We start from the raw sequence: 18,514 nt of genomic DNA, 5'->3' as shown, positions 1-18,514 counted from the left end.
GGAGATAATACCAATATCACATTTTTTTATTAGAAAACAGGCGAAAAAGAAGAATAATAGTTATCTTTGCATTTTCTAATTGTTATTAATCAATCATCTTTCTTATGCAGAAGAAGCTTATCATGGCCTTGGCTGCCTTGAGCATCGCCTCGGTGGGTTATGCCCAGCAAGACTCTGTCAATGTGGGTGAGCAGGCTTTCACCTTCACGGAGGCGCAGCTCGGCGAGGACGAGAACGTCACGCAGAGCGTGTCGATTATCTCCTCAGGCACCAACGCTTACGCCAACGAGGTAGGATATAGGTGGAGCCCTGTCAGGTTCAAATACAGAGGCTACAACGCCAAGTACAACGATATGTACATCAACGGAAATCCAGTCAACGATATCGAGCGTGGCGACTTCCGTTACTCCTTCGTCGGCGGACTCAACAACCAGACACGTGGCATGGAGTCGGCGCTGCCCTTTGAGAGCAACAATTTTGCCATGACATCCCTGGGCGGAAGCAACAACTACAACTTCCGGCCCTCGGTCATGCCTGTGGGTCAGCGGCTCTCTCTCGCCGGCGGCAACCGCAACTACACGCTCCGAGGCATGTACTCCTACAACTCCGGTCTCAACGACAAAGGCTGGGCGTGGTCGGCTTCCCTCACCTACCGCTGGGCCAATCGCGGCTACGTGGAAGGTACGTTCTACAACTCACTGAGCTATTTCCTCGGTGTGGAGAAGGTGTTCAACGACCATCACTCTCTCTCCCTCGTCACTTGGGGCAACCCCACAGAGCGTGGCACTCAGAGTGCCTCGACGGATGAGATGTACTGGCTCGCCAATAACTACAACTATAACCCCAACTGGGGCTACCAGAACGGCAAGAAGCGTAACGCACGTGTGGTCAACGACTATGCGCCGGCTGCCTTGCTGACCTGGGACTTCAAGATCGACGACAACACGAAGCTCACCACCTCACTGCTCGGCAAGTATTCCATGTACAGCAGCACACGTCTCAACTACAACAACACCACCAACCCGGCTCCCGACTACTACAGTCTCATGCCCAGCTACTTCTATGATGTGTGGGGCAACGGCTCCGGCTCAACGAGTGCCTCCGACCTCGTAGCCTGGACAGCAGCCCGCGACTACCTCATGGCGTCGAAGGCAAACAGGCAGATCAACTGGGACAGGCTCTACTACTCCAACAAAATGGCATCGGCACAGGGCGCTGACGCCATGTATTACCAGCAGGCCTATCACGACGACCAGCTCGCTTTCAGCCTCTCCTCTGCCTTGCACAAAGACCTCACAGCAAAGAGCGGACTCAATATCGGCCTGAATCTGAGCACTAACAAGGGCATGCACTATCAGACCATGGAGGACCTGCTCGGTGCCACCTCGTTCCATAACAGCAACTATTATGTCATCGGCACCTATGCCGAGAACGCCTCGCAGGTATTCTATGATCTCAACGACGGCAGTACGCCGAAGCAGGTGCGTAAGGGCGACCGCTTCGGCTACGACTATAACGTCTATGTCAACCGTGCACAGGCATGGACAAGCTATGAGACAAGGCTCAACGGTGCCCTTCTCTTTGTCAGTGGCCGCATTGGCGGAGTGGCTATGCAGCGCGACGGCAAGATGCGCAACGGTCTCGCTCCCAACAACTCTTACGGCAAGAGCGGCACGGCTCACTTCCTCGACGGCGGAGGAAAAGCCGGTATGAACATCAGCCTCGGACGCGGCAATACGCTCTCCTTAGGTGCCGGCTATGAGTGGAAGGCACCGACGGCAAACGTCGCTTTCTCTTCTCCACAGATCAATAATGACTTTGTAAAAGACCTCTCTACAGAGAAGATTTTTTCCTCTGAGATGGGCTATCAGTTACAGAGCAGTTGGCTGCACGCCAACATCCAGGCTTACTACACCCGCCTGCAAGACGTGACAGAGTACAGTATGTTCTATTATGACAGCAATAAATCCTTTTCATACGTCTCCCTCTCCGGCATCAACAAGCATTATTATGGTATAGAGGCAGGCCTCAACTTCAAGCTGTCGTCTACCTTCAGCATCAACACCCTGGCAACCGTCAGCGAAGCGAAGTACGCCAACAACGCCAACGTGTGCTACATGCTCTCCAACGACGGCAAGTATTACAACGACATTGTAGTGAACAAGAATATGCGTGAGGGCGGCACGCCGCTGTCGGCTTATTCCGTCGACCTCGCCTACCACTCTAATGGCTGGTTCATCGACCTCATCGGCAACTACTACGACCGCATCTATCTCTATTACACGCCCGTAAGCCGCTACTATTCCAACCTTCCGTTGCTGAAAGATGCCGCCGGCAACACGGTCATGGATGAGAATGGCAATCCCATGCACGACGTTTCCAGAGCACCGTCACAGGCTAAAGGCAAGGGCGGATTCATGCTCGATGCCTCAGTGGGCAAGAGCATCTATGTGGGCAAGCATCAGCTGTCCATCAACCTCATGCTGACCAACATTCTCAACAACCGCAAGCTTGTCACCGGCGGTATGGAGCAGAATCGCCAGACCTACGACGACAGCGGCGAGACGATACGCACCTACACCTTCCTCACTAACCCGAAGAAGTTCTATGTCAATGGCATCAACGGCATGCTCATCGTAACTTATAAATTCTAAGAAAGGAGTAAACGCTATGAAAATAAAAGCAACTTATCTGTTTCTCTTTGCCATGGTGTGCGGGCTTTTCTCGTCCTGCATGAACGGCGACTGGGATGAGCCTGACTTCACGGACGGTGCTCCTTTCGGCAACAACAGTCTCACCGAGCACAATGTCATCACCATCGCAGAGCTCATCAAGAAGTACCCCAACGTCTTTGCCTCCACTGATCAGAACAAGCAGATTGACGAGAATATCATGATCAAGGGGCGCATTACTGGCAACGACCTCGGCGGCAATATCTACAAACAGGTGGTGCTGCAGGACAACACTGCCGCCATCATCATTGCCGTCAATGAGGGAGGTCTCAACGGTTACCTCGCAGAGGGTGCCGAGATTCTCGTCGACCTCAAAGGGCTCTATATCGGCGGCTACCGTAAGATGCCTGAGATAGGCGCACCCTATCAGGGCAACAGTATCGGTCGCATGCAGAAGGACATCTGGAGCAAACACTTCAAGATCACGGGCTCGCCGGATGCCAATGCTATCCGGCCCGTCGACTTTGCCACCGTCAAGAGCAACATGAACGCCAACTGTGGCAAGCTCGTCACTCTGAAAGGCGTCACATTCAAGAACGCTGACGGCAAGGCTACTTTCACTTCAGGCACAGCCGTGGGCAACGCCGTCAACCAGGAGCTCGACGGCTACGGCACAAACGTTGTGGTCAGGACCAGCACCTACGCCGACTTCGCTGCCATGACACTGCCCTACGACGCCACAGCCAAGAAGAAACAGAGCGCCGACATCACAGGCATCGCCACACGCTACAACAACACCTGGCAGATCCTTATACGCAAGACCAGCGACATCAAAGTGAATAAATAACCATACGTAATATACACATTATTATTATAGATAATTATGAAAACGATATTCAAATTAGCCATAGCCTTGCTGGCTCTCTTCTCTTTCACAGCATGTTCCGACGTACCTATGCCATACGAGGAACCGGGCACAGGAGGCAAGGGAGAGCCAACGACGGAGGCTAAAGGCACAGGCACCGCCACCGACCCCTACAATGTGGCTGGCGCACTGAAAGTGGTCAACGCTCTCGCCGCAGGCGGGGAGACATCAACGGCTATCTATGTTAAGGGAGCCGTTAAGGAGATCAAGGAGATAGAGACTGAGAAATACGGCAATGCCAACTATTACATCACCGATGACGGCAAGAACGAGATCTACATCTTCCAGAGCTATTACCTTGGTAACCGTAAGTTCACTGCCGACGACAAGCTATCGGTAGGCGACACCGTCGTGGTATACGGAAAGTTCACCAACTACAACGGCAAGACTCCGGAGACCGTCGGCAAAGGTGCCAGTTATATCTATAGCCTCAACGGTGAGACTGCCGGTACCACACCTGTGACACCTTCCACTGGCGAGCCCAAAGGTTCAGGTACACAAGCCAGACCCTTCAACGCCACCGCTGCCAACGCGGCAGCCGCCCAGCTGAAAGACGGCGAGAAGAGAGAGAACGTCTACGTCAGCGGTGTCATCAGCAAGGTAGGCGACTTCAACTCAAAGTATGGAGAGATGAACTATTATATCTCTGACGACGGCAAGGAGAGCAGCGAACAGTTCTACATCTACAATGGTTATGGCAAGGATGGCGCCAAGTTCACGGCTGCCACAGACCTGAAAGTCGGCCAGAAAGTAACGGTTGTCGGAACGCTGATCAATTACAAGGGCAACACCCCGCAAATGCAGTACGGCTCCAAGATCGTCTCGCTCGAAGGTGAGGGAAACGGCAGCAGTACTGAACCGACCATAACCACAGGGAAAGGTATCACCATCAGTGGCACCACGGTAACACTGACCAACGCCAATGCAAACGAGGGTACAGAGAGCACGTTTATCGACTTGAGCAGACAGGGATATGAAGACACGAAGACAGTCACGGAAGCTAAATTCCCAGATGGCACAACCGTCATCTTTGGCAAGGGAGAAGCAACAACAGCACCAACCTTCTACACAAAGACCAAGGGCGTGCGCGTCTATCTCAACAACACCTTGACATTCACGGCTTCCAAGCCAATCGCAAAAATTGTCTTCACCTGCGACGTTTACAATGGCACCAACTGCGTGGGCAACGCCACGGCGACCGTCACTTTCTCTGGCAACAGCGTCGTGTACACCAATGCTGACCCCAGCCTTACCAAGGGTGGGGTGCAGCTGCGTGTTCAGACCATCACCATCACCTATGCCAAGTAAGACGACAGTGAACCCTTGCACCAAGCAACTGAAAGGAAAAGGAGACCGCAAATAAATCTACTTTTTTCTTTGGTGACTCAAAGAAAAAGCAGTAACTTTGCATCCGATTTAGCATTAGCATATAATTAATACATTACATAAAGATTAAAATGAAAAAAGGTATTCATCCAGAAAACTATCGTCCCGTCGTGTTCAAGGACATGTCCAACGGCGATATGTTCCTTACAAAATCTACATGCAAGACAACAGATACAGTAGAGTTTGAAGGTGAGACTTACCCAGTGGTAAAGGTCGAAATTTCCAGCAGCTCTCACCCCTTCTATACCGGCAAGAGCAAGCTCGTCGATACAGCAGGTCGCGTGGACCGCTTCATGAACCGCTACGGTAAGCTGAAGAAGTAATACTTTATTCACAAGTATACAGATTCGAGGGAGTGCGGTCGGACGTAGTTGCATATGCGTCCGTCCGCACTTTTGTGTTCAATAAACATTTTCCTACAAATCTCTACAAGAAAGATTCTTCTATGAAATACAGTTGGAAGACAATATCATCGCTGCTCTTTGCACTCTTTTTCCTCACCTTCTCATGCAGTGAGAACGACAACCTCCCCAAACCGGGGACAGACAACGGCACCACCGTCAACGCCAATGCCAACCCAACCACGGCAAATGCCAACTACGCTCGCCTGGAGTTCCCGCATATCAAGTTGGGCGGCAACAACCTCGTCATCGTACACTCCACGTCTGACTATGGTGTCAACTATTCCCTCGAATGGGACTGTGACAAGAAGGCTCAGCGGTGGTCGTGCTATGAAATAGATGCGACTAACAGTGTCGTCAATTGGAAAAGAAGCTATTGGAAGAACACCTCCTGGCAGGGCGATCCTTTCCAGGAAGACCCAAATATCCCTCAAGCCTACCGTACCACACTCAGCGACTATAGGGGCTCCGGCTACGATCGCGGACATATCTGTCCGTCAGCCGACCGCCAAAACTCTCGGGACGCCAATGAGCAGACCTACTATCTGAGTAATATGCAGCCACAGGTCCACGGGTTCAATGCCGGTGTATGGGAAAACATGGAGGGCCAGCTGCGCAACACATGGAACACATCTAAGTATCGCGACATCCTCTATGTCTGCAAAGGCGGGACCATTGATAACAGTTCACAGATAGCAGGTTACACGCCTAAAAGCAAGCTCATCGTACCCAAGTATTTCTTCGCCGCCATCCTCGCTGTGAAGAACGGACAGTATAAGGCTATCGGACTGTGGTTTGAGCACAAAGTCAATGATGATACCGACCTGTCCAAGTATGTCGTCTCCATTGATGAGTTGGAAAAGCTCACAGGCATTGACTTCTTCTGCAACCTCCCCGATAACATAGAGAACAAGGTTGAGTCGGCGTCAAAAAGCAAAATGCTCTCCGACTGGGGATTATAATCATGGGAAAAGTCATTGAGCGTGAGAAGCGTACCATTGCTTTCATGATACGGCTTTACTGCCGCTATCACCTTCATCTTTCACAGCCCGATAAGGTGCACGCTGAACTTATCGACTACTGTCAGCGCCGCCTTGACCGCTGTCATTGGCAAGACAGGAAACCGCCTTGCAAGTATTGCAGCTCCCATTGCTATGCTCCAAGGCAGCGCGAGGAGGTGAGGCGTGTCATGCGATGGACAGGGCCACGCATGATATTTTTTGCGCCAATAGAAGTTATCCGACATCTGTTCGGGAAGGGATAGCATTACTATAATGTAGGAAACTTATGCCTTGCAGAAGTTAATACCCAAGTGTCAGCTTTAGTAGTAAAAGTCATCTTTATTTGTTATTTATCCATTTTTGAGTAGGGTTTTGTGACCTTTTTTTGTGTTATGATATTCTTTATCCCCAAAAGTAGGTATCTGTGCTATTTGGTGTGTGTGGCCACAAGGATCGTCTTTTCAATACATGAAAAGGAATGTGCTGTTGTTTCAATCCCCATAAAAGAAGGGTTAAGCAGCCTGCTAATTTACTAATTTTTGAGTATTGCGTCATTTTTTGTTTCTTTTTAATTTTGCACTCAGAATATTAAGAAACAAGAACAATGGACAAACTTCTCTTTGGACTCTTTTCGGCAGCCCTTGCGCTTGGCAGCTTTCAGTGTGCACAAGCCCAGGTTAACGCCTCCGACTCTGTGATGAGTCATGCCGGCGGCCATCGTCTGAGTGTCGGTGGTTATGGCGAAGTGGCTTATAGCCGCAACTTTTACAGTGATAACGTCTACCGCTACTCCGAACCCTCTAAATACAAGAATGACAAGAGCTACGGCCGATTCGACATCCCCCACGCTGTCATCTATCTGAGCTACGATTTCGGTAAAGGCTGGAAGATGGGCTCGGAGATCGAATTTGAGCATGGTGGCACCGGCTCTGCCTACGAGCGCGAATACGAGGAAGGCGGCGAATGGGAGACCGAGACAGAGAAAGGTGGCGAAGTAGAACTTGAGCAGTTCTGGTTGCAGAAGACATTCTGCCGGGGCGTGAACCTGCGCTTCGGCCACATTGTCGTGCCCGTAGGTCTTAACAACTCCCACCACGAGCCACTCAATTTCTTTACGGTCTATCGCCCCGAAGGTGAGAACACCATTCTTCCTTCCACCTGGCATCAGACCGGTGTGAGCCTCTGGGGGTATCTCGGCAGGTTCAAGTATGAGGTACAGTTCCTGGAAGGTCTCGACGCGATGCACTTCGACCGTGACGGCTGGATTCACAAGGGCACCCATTCCGCTTTCGAGTTCGACCCCGCCAGCAAGTATGCTACAGCAGCCCGCCTTGACTGGTTCGCTACTCCGGGTGTACGTCTCGGTCTGAGCGGTTACTACGGTCACAGCATCAACAATACTTATATCAACGACTCTAACGACAAGCTCAAGGGCGCTGTGTCCATCGGCTCTTTTGATTTCACCGTCAACCGCTGGAACTGGATCGTGCGCGGACAGGCTACTTATGGTCATCTCGGCGATGCCTATAATGTGAAATATCTCTCGGGCCGCAGCACGAAGACCTCTCCTTACAGCAGTTCTGAGGTCGGCAAGAATGCCGTTGCCATCGGCGTAGAGGCTGGTTACGACGTGTTCTCACAGATTGAGAAACTGCGTGCCGACAACCAGAAACTCTATGTCTTCGGCCGTTACGACTATTATAACTCTTATGTCCGCGACAGTCGTCAGGCGGAGTATCCTTATGAGGCCAAGAACGTCATGAGTTTCGGCCTCAACTATTATCCTATCTCTCAGATTGTCCTGAAGTTCGACTACACCAAACGTTTTCTCAAGAGTCCCTGCAACGACGAGCCCGCCGTCAATTTCGGCATTGCCTACGAAGGGTTCTTCCTGTAATGGTGCAGCATGACCAATAGACCATACTAACAAACAAAATCACAGTTTATGAAAAAGATTTTCAAATCGGCGCTGTTCCTCATGGCAGCAGCCACGATGACTATGGGCATGGCGTCCTGTAGCAGTGATAACGACGACAACGGCCCCGCCGTTAAAGTAGGCGATCTGACCGAGGAGGATTATCTCTCCAAGACTGTCTCCGGTATTGTCAGCAACACCATCAATGCCACCTATGCAGAGATGGCTGTCAACGCCACCAACTTCTACAACCAGATGAAAACGCTGCGCGACGCTGTCGATAAGGGTAATGCCACACAGACAATGGTCGACAACGCCTGCGCCAGCTGGAAGGCGGCGCGCGCCTGCTACGAGAAGAGTGAGGCTTTCCTGCTCGGAGCTGCCAGCGACTACGACATTGACCCGCATATCGATACCTGGCCCCTTGACCTCTCTGCACTGCACAGTCAGTTGCTGAACACTACACAGCTCGCACGTTACACCACAGATGATGAGAATGCCAACATCGACAACATTCACGGAGACCTTAACCAGAACCTCCTCGGCTTCCATTCTGTCGAGTTCATCATCTTCCGTGATGGTGCTCCTCGTAAGGTAAGCTCTTTCAACAGTACTTATGATGACTATAACGATCGTGCCAATTTCATGGATATCAAGCCCATCAATGAGCTGAAGTTTGGTGTGGCTGTGGCGGGCGACCTCATGGGATCGATCTACGAGTTGGAGGTGTGTTGGTCAGGCGGAACGGCAGAACACAAGGCATGGCTGGACAGTCACGAGTGGAAGACAAGCATGCCGAGCAGCAGCCTCACTTATGGCGAGAACATGAAGAACGCCGGAAAGAGCGGCAGTCTTTACACGTCGGTGAAGAGTGCCGTCTCTGCACTGCTCGTCGGAGACCAGGGCTGCGGCGGTATCTGTGATGAGGTCGGTCAGACGAAGATGGGTAAGCCTTATGGTCTGAACACCAACTCAGAAAATGCAGAGAGCGATCCTAACTATATCGAGTCGCCGTTCAGCCACAATTCCCTGACAGACTTCTGGGATAATATCCAGAGCATCAAGAACATCTGGTTCGGTGGTTACAGCACGGATAACACAAAGACTGGAACCTATTCTTTCCACAACTACTTTGCTTCGCTCAACCCGAGCTTAGGCAAGGAAGTTGAGGCAGCCATAGATGATGCTCAGGCTAAGATCAAGGCTTGTCCCGTACCGTTTGTCAATAACTATAAGAATGCTCAGGTGAAGGCTGCCATCGATGCCTGCACGGCGCTGTCCAACAAGTTGACGAAGGCCAACGACTATATCCAGCAGCAGACGAAGTAAGGTTATTTCCATCATCATTTATCATCTATTGCGAGGGAGGCTCCGGTGGTAACTGTTCAGATGTTGCGATACAGGTGATCTCGCACCGCGGTTTAAGTTATATCGCGATGCCATATAACTTAGATCGCAAACCCGGATAAGGCAGACTGAGCGGTTACCTCCTGTGGCAGCCTCTGCAAATGAAATATAAAAACATTATGAATAGATTTTTTATTGTATGTGCGGGGTTCGTAGCGCTGGCCTTTGCATCCTGCAAAGACAATCCGGATTTGAATCCCGACAATGGCGGCAAAGGCGGTTCGGGGACCTCATGGGTTAAGGACTCTTTGGCTACGTTCTCCGATGCTGAATGGCTTCCGGGCGGCGAGAAGGGAACGACCTCCAATGAGCAGGGCTGCTATTCCAACCAGTCACCGGCTATCGACAACGAAGGACTCTACACTACCTTCAAACATGGTGAGAACTTCTTCGAGCACGATGCAAACTATTTCACGAAACCTTTCTGGGGCTTAGGTCCTGCCTGGGTTCGCACAGGCTGTGAGTACTGCCATCCGAGTTACGGTCACGGCAAGCGTCAGAACGAATACCGAGCCAACGAGATGGGCAACGGTTATCTGCTCGTTGTCTATCACCCCACAGCCGGCACCGATGCCAACGGCAAAGCTTATGCTGCCAACAGTTACATCTCAGAGGTGACGGGTATGCCGCAGACCAAGGCGATGGAACCGTTTAAGGCTCCTATTGATGAGAGCGGTATCCACATCACGTGGAAGAATGTGTCATCTATGCCCTCAGGCCTGCCGATGAAGTTCCCTGACGGTGAGAGCTATAGCCTTATCTATCCGGAGGTGACCATTGACCAGTCTGCTTTCAATACCGACCCCAAACCGACTAACTATGAGGTGCGCCTCGAGTCTACCATCGGCATGTACGGTACCGGTCTGCTCGACGCTATCTCTCAGGATTCCATGAAGGTACAGTATCAGAGGGAAGCTCAACATGCTGCCCTCAACCCGGGTATGTGGAATGCTGCAACCAACGACTGGGCTGCTTCGGCCTGGTATCCTCTTGCTGACGGCACAAAACGCGTGAAGAAGTTCACCTACGCCATGACACGCGCCACGCTGCTCGATGGTCCTGGCGGCAACGCTATCTGGAACATCACGAACGTGACACGCTCCGACCGCCACTATCTTTATACCACGAAGGCCTGGGCCAAGGCGATGAGTGAGGACGATGGTGTCGTCTCTTACATCCAGCAGCAGGGCAAGAGCCTCACATCACTGCTTCATCCCTACTATGGTGACGGCACGAAAGAGAGCATTGCTACACTCGTCAACAAACTGCTCGGACTGAACAGCAAGAGCGACTCGGCTACGTACCGTAAGTATTTCGTCGATGCCGCTCCCTGGAACGGACAGGAGGAGATGACGGACGAGAACTTCTATGAGTTCGGCATCTGGCACCGTGGTCTTGGTGTGCCAAGGGCCCGTAATCTCGACAGTGAGGAGGTACAGCGCGGTAAGAAACTCTTCTATCAGATGGGTTGCACATCCTGTCACCGTCCGTCCTGGACCATCAGGAAGGATGATGTATGGATTGACCCCGCCAGTAAGACTTATATGTCGCAGACTGGGGCGAAGATGGTCACTTATGACAACTCTGTCATCTGGCCTTATACCGACCTTGTACAGCACAAGCTCCACATGGCAAACAACATCCGTACAGGATGGTGCCGCACGACACCGCTCTGGGGTCGCGGACTGAGCCAGCAGGAGACTGGCAGAAGCGACCGTCTGCACGACTGTCGTGCACGTAATGTCGTCGAGGCCATCATGTGGCATGCTTACAGCAAAGAGAGCGATGCTTACTGGGCTGCGAAGAAGTTCTATTATCTGAGTAAGAAGGACCGCGACGCCGTCGTTGCCTTCATCAATGCAATCTGATACATTTTCATAATATTGTTCGGACCCTCTTGTGGAAGCGAACCTTCCGCAGGGGGATCTGTTTCCTTATCTCATCAACTAAAATGTACAAGTCGCTTTTGCCGGTTGTTTTGAGTGTTGTGCTGGTGCTTGCAGCAGCTTGCAGCAGTGAAGATTCCAACGACAATCCCGTAGAAACAATAACTTTAGAGACGGCGGTCACCCATGCCATCGACAGTGTGGTCATCCCTTCCTATCGTGAACTGGTTAAAGAGGAAGAATCTTACTATTCCCGGCTGTCTGATGCTGAGTATGCTTCTTTGACTCAGAGTCAATTAGAAGCAATTTGTAAGTCGTTCCTCCATGCGCGGAGCAGATATGAATGCACGGAGGCGTTCTTCTTTGGTGCGGATGCCCATTTCTATGTGGACGCCGATATCAACCAGTGGCCTTTGGACGTTATACGCTGCCGGCAGTTGCTTAGCAGCAATGCCCCCTTGGAGGATATGAGTGATTGGGACGCCAGCATCGTAGGATGGCATGGAATAGAATATGTGCTCTTCCGCAATGGGAGCCCAAGGAAAGTTGCTGACATCACTGAGAGGGAATGGAAATACCTTCAGACATTAAGCCGGAACTTGCGGCTGCGCTGCCTTCAGTTGCTTTGTGGATGGGACAAAGACGCACCTCAGATCTACCGTGATCTGCTCACGGCAGCCAGGCTCGAATACACGTCTCCTCACGGTAATGACTATCGCACTTACATGCTTGCGGCCTATACGCCTTTGCAGAACTTCAGTGCCATGCTCATTGGTGACCATGGACTGATGGGGCTCTCCGACGAGATTGCAGACACGAAGTTGGGTCGTCCTTACAACAACAACGATGCCAATTATATAGAATCGCCCTATAGTTATCAGAGCGTTAACGACTTAGTTTATAATGTCAAAAGCATCAGGAACTTGTGGTCGGCCTTAAAGCCTTATGTCAGTACAGTCTCTGCAGACAAAGCGAAAGAGGTGGATGCAGCTATTGACAACTTGGAGACTGCCTTGAAACTGATAAAGTCTCCTTTTGCACAGCATATCAGGGACGCAGAAGTTAGTGCTGCCATTGAGAAGAGTGAGGCGCTGTCGAAGATTCTCGACGAGACTAACGAATTAGTCACAAAGATTAAACAATAAGGAGTGCAAGGTGTCTGTTATAAAAACATTATGAATTTGTCAAGAATAAGAAAGCCCTTAGAGATTATATACGTGCTTTTGATTGTCGTCATGGCTGCTGCAACAGTCATCGAGAACGTCAAGGGCACGCTTTTCGTCCAGCAGAGTGTCTATGGATCCTGGTGGTTCATGGCGCTGTGGGCGTTGCTTGCGGCGCTTGCCATTGCCTATATCCTGAAGCGCCATGTGCATCGGTGGAACATCCTGTTGCTCCACGCTGCCATGGTCGTGATGCTTCTTGGCGCACTGCTCACCCACCTCACTGCCTATCAGGGTATCGTGCATCTGCGGGGCGACCAGCCGTCGAATGAGGTAGAGCAGATGACATCGATGACGGAGACCACACGCCGCACCTTGCCTTTCTATGTACGTCTCGACCGCTTCGAGAAGCTCAACCATGTCGGCACCGATGCGGCAGCCGACTATGTCACGCGCTTCGTCATCATGGACGGACCGCGCTCTGTCCACGCCCAGGTCTCAATGAACAAGATTTACCACTACCGTGGCATCCGTTTCTATCAGGCCAGTTACGACACTGATAACCAAGGCTCTTACCTGAGCGTGAACAGTGACCCTTGGGGTATACCAGTGACCTATACCGGCTATGCCCTGTTCTTCGTTGCCCTGTTGTGGTTGCTCGTGGATCCCAAGGGCACTTTTCGCAGCCTCTGCCGTGAACTCGCGGCCTCTGACAGTTTCGGAAACGCCTTGGGCATCATTCTGCTCCTCAGCCTCTCCCTGCCGGCAAAGGCGCAGACGACGATTCCCGAGAAGACAGCCGATCGTTTCGGCCATCTGCTCATCAACTACAATGAGCGTATCTGTCCCGTGCAGACCTTCGCTCTCGACTTCACGCAGAAGCTTTATGGCAGGCGAAGCTATGAAGGGCGCAGTGCCGAACAAGTGCTTTTCTCCTGGATATTCTATCCGCAGGAGTGGAATAATGAACCGTTTATCAGGGTGAAGAACAAGGAAATGCGGCGACAGTTCGGTTTGCCGGACCACGCCTCTGTCAACGCCTTCTTCCGCAATGGCAGCTATATCCTTGGACCGGCTCTCGTGGAATACGGTCAGGGCAACAACGATACGTTCCACAAAGCCTGTGCCGACATCGACGGCAAGCTTGCGCTCGTCATGCAGCTTCGTCAGGGCGATCCTCTGTCGCTCTTCCCTTACACCTTTCACGATGGAACGACACAATGGTTCTCGCCGTTCGAGAAATATCCGAAACGGTTGCCGCGGCGGGAGATTCTCTTCTTTAGAAATGTTTTTCCGCTTATCTACGGACAGCTCCTGCAAGGCAACAATGGGACAGTGGACGAGATACTGATGAAGATTGGCGAGTACCAGCAGAAAGAGGGCGGCAAGAGCCTTCCGTCGCGGCTGGCTTACCGCGCAGAGATCATCTACAACGCCTGCCCCCTCGCCACCGTTCTCTTCGTGGTCAACCTCACGCTGGGTATCCTCGGCATCATCCTCGTGTTCTGGAACCGTTTCTCATTCCTTCCGCTGAAGATATTGTTAGGCCTTTCATTTGCCGCTCTGACGTTCCTCCTCGCGCTGCGGTGGATCATCACGGGCAACATCCCGATGGGCAACGGCTACGAGACAATGCTCTCCGTGGCATGGATGACACAGCTTGCCACGCTCATATATATAATATGTACGCGCAAAGGCAGTGGACTGATGACGGCTTTCGCTTTTCTGCTCTCAGGTTTCTTTCTCTTGGTGAGTCATCTGTCGATGATGGACCCGGCGATGGGACCGCTCGTACCGGTGCTCAACTCTCCGTTGCTGAGCATCCATGTCAGTTTCATGATGATGAGCTATGCGCTCCTCGCACTGACGTTCCTCTGTGGTGTCATGGGACTGTTGTCTAAACGGCGTGCCGGACCGCTGCAGCTCCTCAGCCGCATCTTCCTCTATCCGGCCATCGTGACCCTCGGTATCGGTATCTTCCTCGGTGCGGTGTGGGCGAATGTCAGCTGGGGAAACTACTGGAGTTGGGACCCGAAAGAGACGTGGGCGCTCATCACTTTCATGATCTACGCCGTGGCGCTCCACACCCAGAGCCTCCCGTGGCTGAAGCTTCCGCACCACTACCATCTGCTCATGACCCTCGCTTTTCTGAGCATCGTCATGACCTATTTCGGTGTCAACTATTTCCTCTCCGGCATGCATAGCTACGCGTAATTATGGATCAATATCAGATATTTCACAGTCAGAGCGATGGTTCGTTTTCTGACCAGGCCGATGACCTGAGCGTACAGCTTCAGGCGTGGCTAAGTAATCAGGGCATCAGTCGTAACGATTTGCGATACAGTAAAGTATTCCTCAGTGACAGCTTCAACCAATATGAGAATCTGAAGCGGTCGTCGCTCTATCGCGATTTCCTCGCTGGCCACAACTGTACCATCGTGGGCCAGGCTCCCGCCGACGGCACGAAGATAGCGCTGCTCGTCAAGACGGGACAGGACGACGGTTTCCTCTTCCAGAGTCTTCGCCTGACCCCTGATGATATCCAGGACGACAGCAGTTATCTGCAGACGCTGACACTCTTCGAGCATTACATCAATGGTCTGAAAGAGAAGGGGTTGAACATTCGTGACCACCTCATCCGGACGTGGATATACGTGGCTGACATTGACGACAACTACGACGGCGTGGTGCGCGCCCGCAACGATGTCTTCCGGCGTTATGGTCTTACGGCGGAGACCCATTTCGTAGCGAGCACAGGTATTGGGGGCTATTCGCAGACACGCCATGCCAAGGTTGCCATCGACTTCCTCACCCTACCGGGTGTCCGTACTGATCAACTGAAATATCTGCACGCCACCTCCCGTCTCAATGCCACGCAGGAATATGGTGTGGCCTTCGAGCGCGGTACATGCCTCATGCTTCCCGACAAAAAGATGTATTATATCTCCGGCACGGCAAGTATCGACAGTAAAGGCAACGTGCTCTATCTCGGACAGGTCGAAAAACAGGTGGAGCGACTGTTGGGGAACATTGGGGCACTGCTTGCCGATGGAGGCGCTACGACGGGTGATGTGCAGTATTTCATCGTCTATCTCCGCGATTTTGCCGACCGTGCTGTGGTGGCAAAGTATATGCAGGTCCGCTTCCCTCACACACCGTTCATCCTCCTTCATGCGAAGGTCTGTCGTCCCGAATGGCTCGTGGAAATGGAATGTATAGCAGAAAAAAACAATTAATGTCATTGTGTTATATTAAAAAACAGTTACCTTTGTAGCACTTTATCATTAAAATTGATTATTTCGTAACCTTTAATTCTATAAAACAACAATGAAGAAACTGTTTTCTTTTGTGCTGCTCCTTGCAGCTGTATTGACGACAACCGTCCTTGCCTCTTGTGACGGTGACAACAATGACAACGCATCATCTTTCTCTGGAACCTATATCGGTACCGACAGTCTGAAGTTCGGAATGGGCACTGTTTCCTATAAGACCGCTGCCGGGAATGTGCAGTTCGTAGTGACTATGAATAGTGACGGTTCTATCAATGTCACGCTCCCCAGAGAGGCTTTCGACTTCTCTGATGCTGTTCCTATGGTCGGCAAGATTGTCCAGGGCGGTTATACCATCAAGAACATCCCTTACGACAGCACAAGGAAAGCATACTATCTCGATTATTCCAACAAGGCTTCAGCGAATGTCAGCATCTCTGGCATGAATTTGAGCAAGGAGTATACTGTCACCTTCGGTCAGATCACTGTCACTTTCACTGGCAGCACCATGACTGTTGTGAACGTGCATAAGTTCGGTAATATGCCTATGAAGCTCGCTGCCACATTCATTGGAACAAAATAGACATCTTACTGAAAAGAAATAGACATCTTACTTGCGGGGAATGGCGTTTTCGGCTATTCCCCGTTTTCTTTCGACTTTTATGCGATCGGCTGCCGAACGTCAGCCGATCGTTTGCCGAACGTCGCACGACTCGCCGTCACGTGTCGCACGATTTTCCGTCACGTGTCGCACGATCTGCTGTCACGTGTCACCGATGACGCTTTTGTTGTTTGTCTTTTACTGAAATCGCTTGTCAAAGTTCGACCAGGTTTACTGAATTGCTTGTCAATATTTAGTCAACTTTACTGTTTTGCTTGTCATCTTCGACCTTGCCTTACCGATTGGCTTGTCATAGCCGTTTTGACAGGGGAAGATGGATAATACCTGAGTGAGCCTTGCTTTCCGGCAACGTTCGTCGGGGCCCGATGCCCCGACGGACGTTTGGTGTTGATGGCGTAAACCCGTCGTTCACCTTGTTTCCGGCTCGCCAAAGTTACGGATTATTTTTCATCCGGACAAGAACAGCCGTTGGTCTTCTTCCATAAATTCTTGCCGGGCTCTTCATAGCGATATACGTTCATCGGAATCTTCATACCTATGCTCATGTGAGGCCGCTGATAGTTATGAAACGCTATGGCTTTCTCTATCCCAAGCTTCGCATGCTCATAGTTAAGAAACATATCCTCCAAATACAGTTTTTCTGTTTTGAGGATACCGTTCTGTCTCTCTGCAACAGCATTGTCCGTCGGATTATACCGTTCGGTCATGCTGATCTGAATATGATGTTTCCTCAGCAAATCAACATATGCGTAGCAAGCGTATTGGGAACCTCGGTCAGAGTGGTGTATCGTTCCGCAGAGGTTATCTCCCCCAGCCGTTTGTATGGCCATCTCCAAGGCCTTAACAGTATTCTCTGCCTCCAAGGTCTCAGATAGGCACCATCCTATTATCGCATGTGAGTACACATCTGTTACCAAGTGAAGATACAAGACATCACCCACTATCCAGATATATGTAATATCAGCTACCCATATGTGGTTAACATACTTAGCATCAACGCTTTGTATGAGGTTCGGATATTTATGATAAGGATGGTCAGAATCCGTCGTATACCTACGCTTGAGCTTAGGCAAGATGTATCCTTCCTCTGCAAGAAGGCGTAGAAAGGCATCTCGGCCATGAGTAATTTCCTCACCCAACTCCGCCCTTAGGATAATGTAGAGCTTTACGCAGCCTATACGGGGACATAACCAACGATAGTAGTCCACATTAGCACATATGAGTTTCCTGCGCTGACGCTCGGAGATTACCTTGCCTCTGTTCTTGTAGTACCATTGGCGTTTCTTGCCAAACAGTCCGCAGAGTGTCTCGACTGTAACATCGGGATATTCACTCCGCAGCGCCTCTACTGTTTGACACCACCTTTTTTTTAATATTGAGATACCTTCTTCTTTCTCCGCAATCTCTATCATCTTCTCGAAGGCACGGCTGCGCATCTTCTCATAGGCCAAGGCTTGCTCCAGATCGGAGATGCGCTTTTGAAGGATCTCTTCATTCGTCAGTTCTGCGTGCTTCATTCTATATTGGTCTATCACTTCCATTGGCAAAGATAACTCTTTTGCATCAACTGGGCAACTCTTGAGCCAATTAGATAAAGTCGTACGAACGATGTTCCACTTACGGGCGACAGCTGTTATTGACGAGCCGTCGGAATAGTAGTCACGAATAGCTCCTAACTTCACCGATAACGGGAATTTTGCTACTTTTGTTTTTCTTGTCATAGTCTTTTACTTCTTATGAAGGTCAGAACGTGACAAGCTAAATCCGTTCAAGACAGTTTGAAAACGCAAAAAGTGCAAGTAAAATTTGCTTGTTAAAGAAAGATTCTGTAATTTTGAAGCGTGATTATAAAAATGTAGTCATGAGG

General features: G+C 50.8%; 14 protein-coding genes. 13 read left to right on the top strand and 1 reads right to left on the bottom strand.

What is annotated here, in order from left to right; all coding sequences use genetic code 11:
• Positions 1–104: 104 nt before the first annotated feature.
• From PREMU_RS10405 to PREMU_RS10345, 13 genes are all read left to right on the top strand, one after another.
• A complete protein-coding gene (locus PREMU_RS10405; RefSeq protein WP_007575156.1) occupies positions 105–2,654 on the top strand; it encodes a TonB-dependent receptor in 2,550 nt (849 codons plus the stop codon).
• Positions 2,655–2,670: 16 nt separating this feature from the next.
• The gene (locus tag PREMU_RS10400; protein ID WP_007575155.1) at positions 2,671–3,519 is read left to right on the top strand and encodes a DUF5689 domain-containing protein; all 849 of its coding nucleotides are present in this window, start codon (positions 2,671–2,673) and stop codon (positions 3,517–3,519) included.
• 36 nt (positions 3,520–3,555) lie between these two features.
• On the top strand, positions 3,556–4,905 hold the full coding sequence (locus PREMU_RS10395; RefSeq protein ID WP_007575154.1) for a hypothetical protein: 1,350 nt from the start codon (positions 3,556–3,558) through the stop codon (positions 4,903–4,905).
• Positions 4,906–5,054: 149 nt separating this feature from the next.
• Complete coding sequence (locus PREMU_RS10390; protein WP_007575153.1) at positions 5,055–5,306, top strand: type B 50S ribosomal protein L31; 252 nt, start codon at positions 5,055–5,057, stop codon at positions 5,304–5,306.
• A gap of 122 nt (positions 5,307–5,428) precedes the next feature.
• Entirely contained in the window at positions 5,429–6,346 is a 918-nt protein-coding gene (locus tag PREMU_RS10385; RefSeq protein ID WP_007575152.1) for a DNA/RNA non-specific endonuclease, read from the top strand.
• 2 nt (positions 6,347–6,348) lie between these two features.
• Complete coding sequence (locus PREMU_RS10380) at positions 6,349–6,648, top strand: nitrous oxide-stimulated promoter family protein (RefSeq protein WP_007575151.1); 300 nt, start codon at positions 6,349–6,351, stop codon at positions 6,646–6,648.
• Between the two features lie 341 nt (positions 6,649–6,989).
• Positions 6,990–8,282, top strand: coding sequence for a TonB-dependent receptor (locus tag PREMU_RS10375; RefSeq protein WP_007575150.1), 1,293 nt, complete (start codon positions 6,990–6,992; stop codon positions 8,280–8,282).
• A 48-nt stretch (positions 8,283–8,330) separates the two neighbouring features.
• Positions 8,331–9,629, top strand: coding sequence for an imelysin family protein (locus tag PREMU_RS10370; protein ID WP_007575149.1), 1,299 nt, complete (start codon positions 8,331–8,333; stop codon positions 9,627–9,629).
• A 197-nt stretch (positions 9,630–9,826) separates the two neighbouring features.
• A complete protein-coding gene (locus tag PREMU_RS10365) occupies positions 9,827–11,575 on the top strand; it encodes a di-heme oxidoredictase family protein (RefSeq protein WP_007575148.1) in 1,749 nt (582 codons plus the stop codon).
• 83 nt (positions 11,576–11,658) lie between these two features.
• Positions 11,659–12,738: an imelysin family protein gene (locus PREMU_RS10360; protein ID WP_083819242.1), complete on the top strand. Its 1,080-nt coding sequence runs from the start codon at positions 11,659–11,661 to the stop codon at positions 12,736–12,738.
• A gap of 30 nt (positions 12,739–12,768) precedes the next feature.
• Positions 12,769–14,970 (top strand): cytochrome c biogenesis protein CcsA, encoded by a 2,202-nt coding sequence (locus tag PREMU_RS10355; RefSeq protein WP_007575146.1) that lies wholly within the window; start codon positions 12,769–12,771, stop codon positions 14,968–14,970.
• Between the two features lie 2 nt (positions 14,971–14,972).
• Positions 14,973–15,992 (top strand): Rid family hydrolase, encoded by a 1,020-nt coding sequence (locus PREMU_RS10350; RefSeq protein WP_007575144.1) that lies wholly within the window; start codon positions 14,973–14,975, stop codon positions 15,990–15,992.
• A gap of 91 nt (positions 15,993–16,083) precedes the next feature.
• Positions 16,084–16,608 carry a calycin-like domain-containing protein gene (locus PREMU_RS10345; RefSeq protein WP_040558301.1) on the top strand — a complete coding sequence of 175 codons (525 nt, stop codon included), beginning with the start codon at positions 16,084–16,086 and terminating at the stop codon, positions 16,606–16,608.
• A 479-nt stretch (positions 16,609–17,087) separates the two neighbouring features.
• Here PREMU_RS10345 and PREMU_RS10340 read toward each other — a convergent pair whose 3' ends face one another.
• On the bottom strand, positions 17,088–18,368 hold the full coding sequence (locus PREMU_RS10340; RefSeq protein ID WP_007575143.1) for an IS3 family transposase: 1,281 nt from the start codon (positions 18,366–18,368) through the stop codon (positions 17,088–17,090).
• Positions 18,369–18,514: the final 146 nt, after the last annotated feature.

Source organism: Hallella multisaccharivorax DSM 17128 (assembly GCF_000218235.1).
Classification (GTDB): Bacteria; Bacteroidota; Bacteroidia; order Bacteroidales; family Bacteroidaceae; genus Prevotella; species Prevotella multisaccharivorax.
This window is presented reverse-complemented; position numbering and strand designations above follow the sequence as displayed.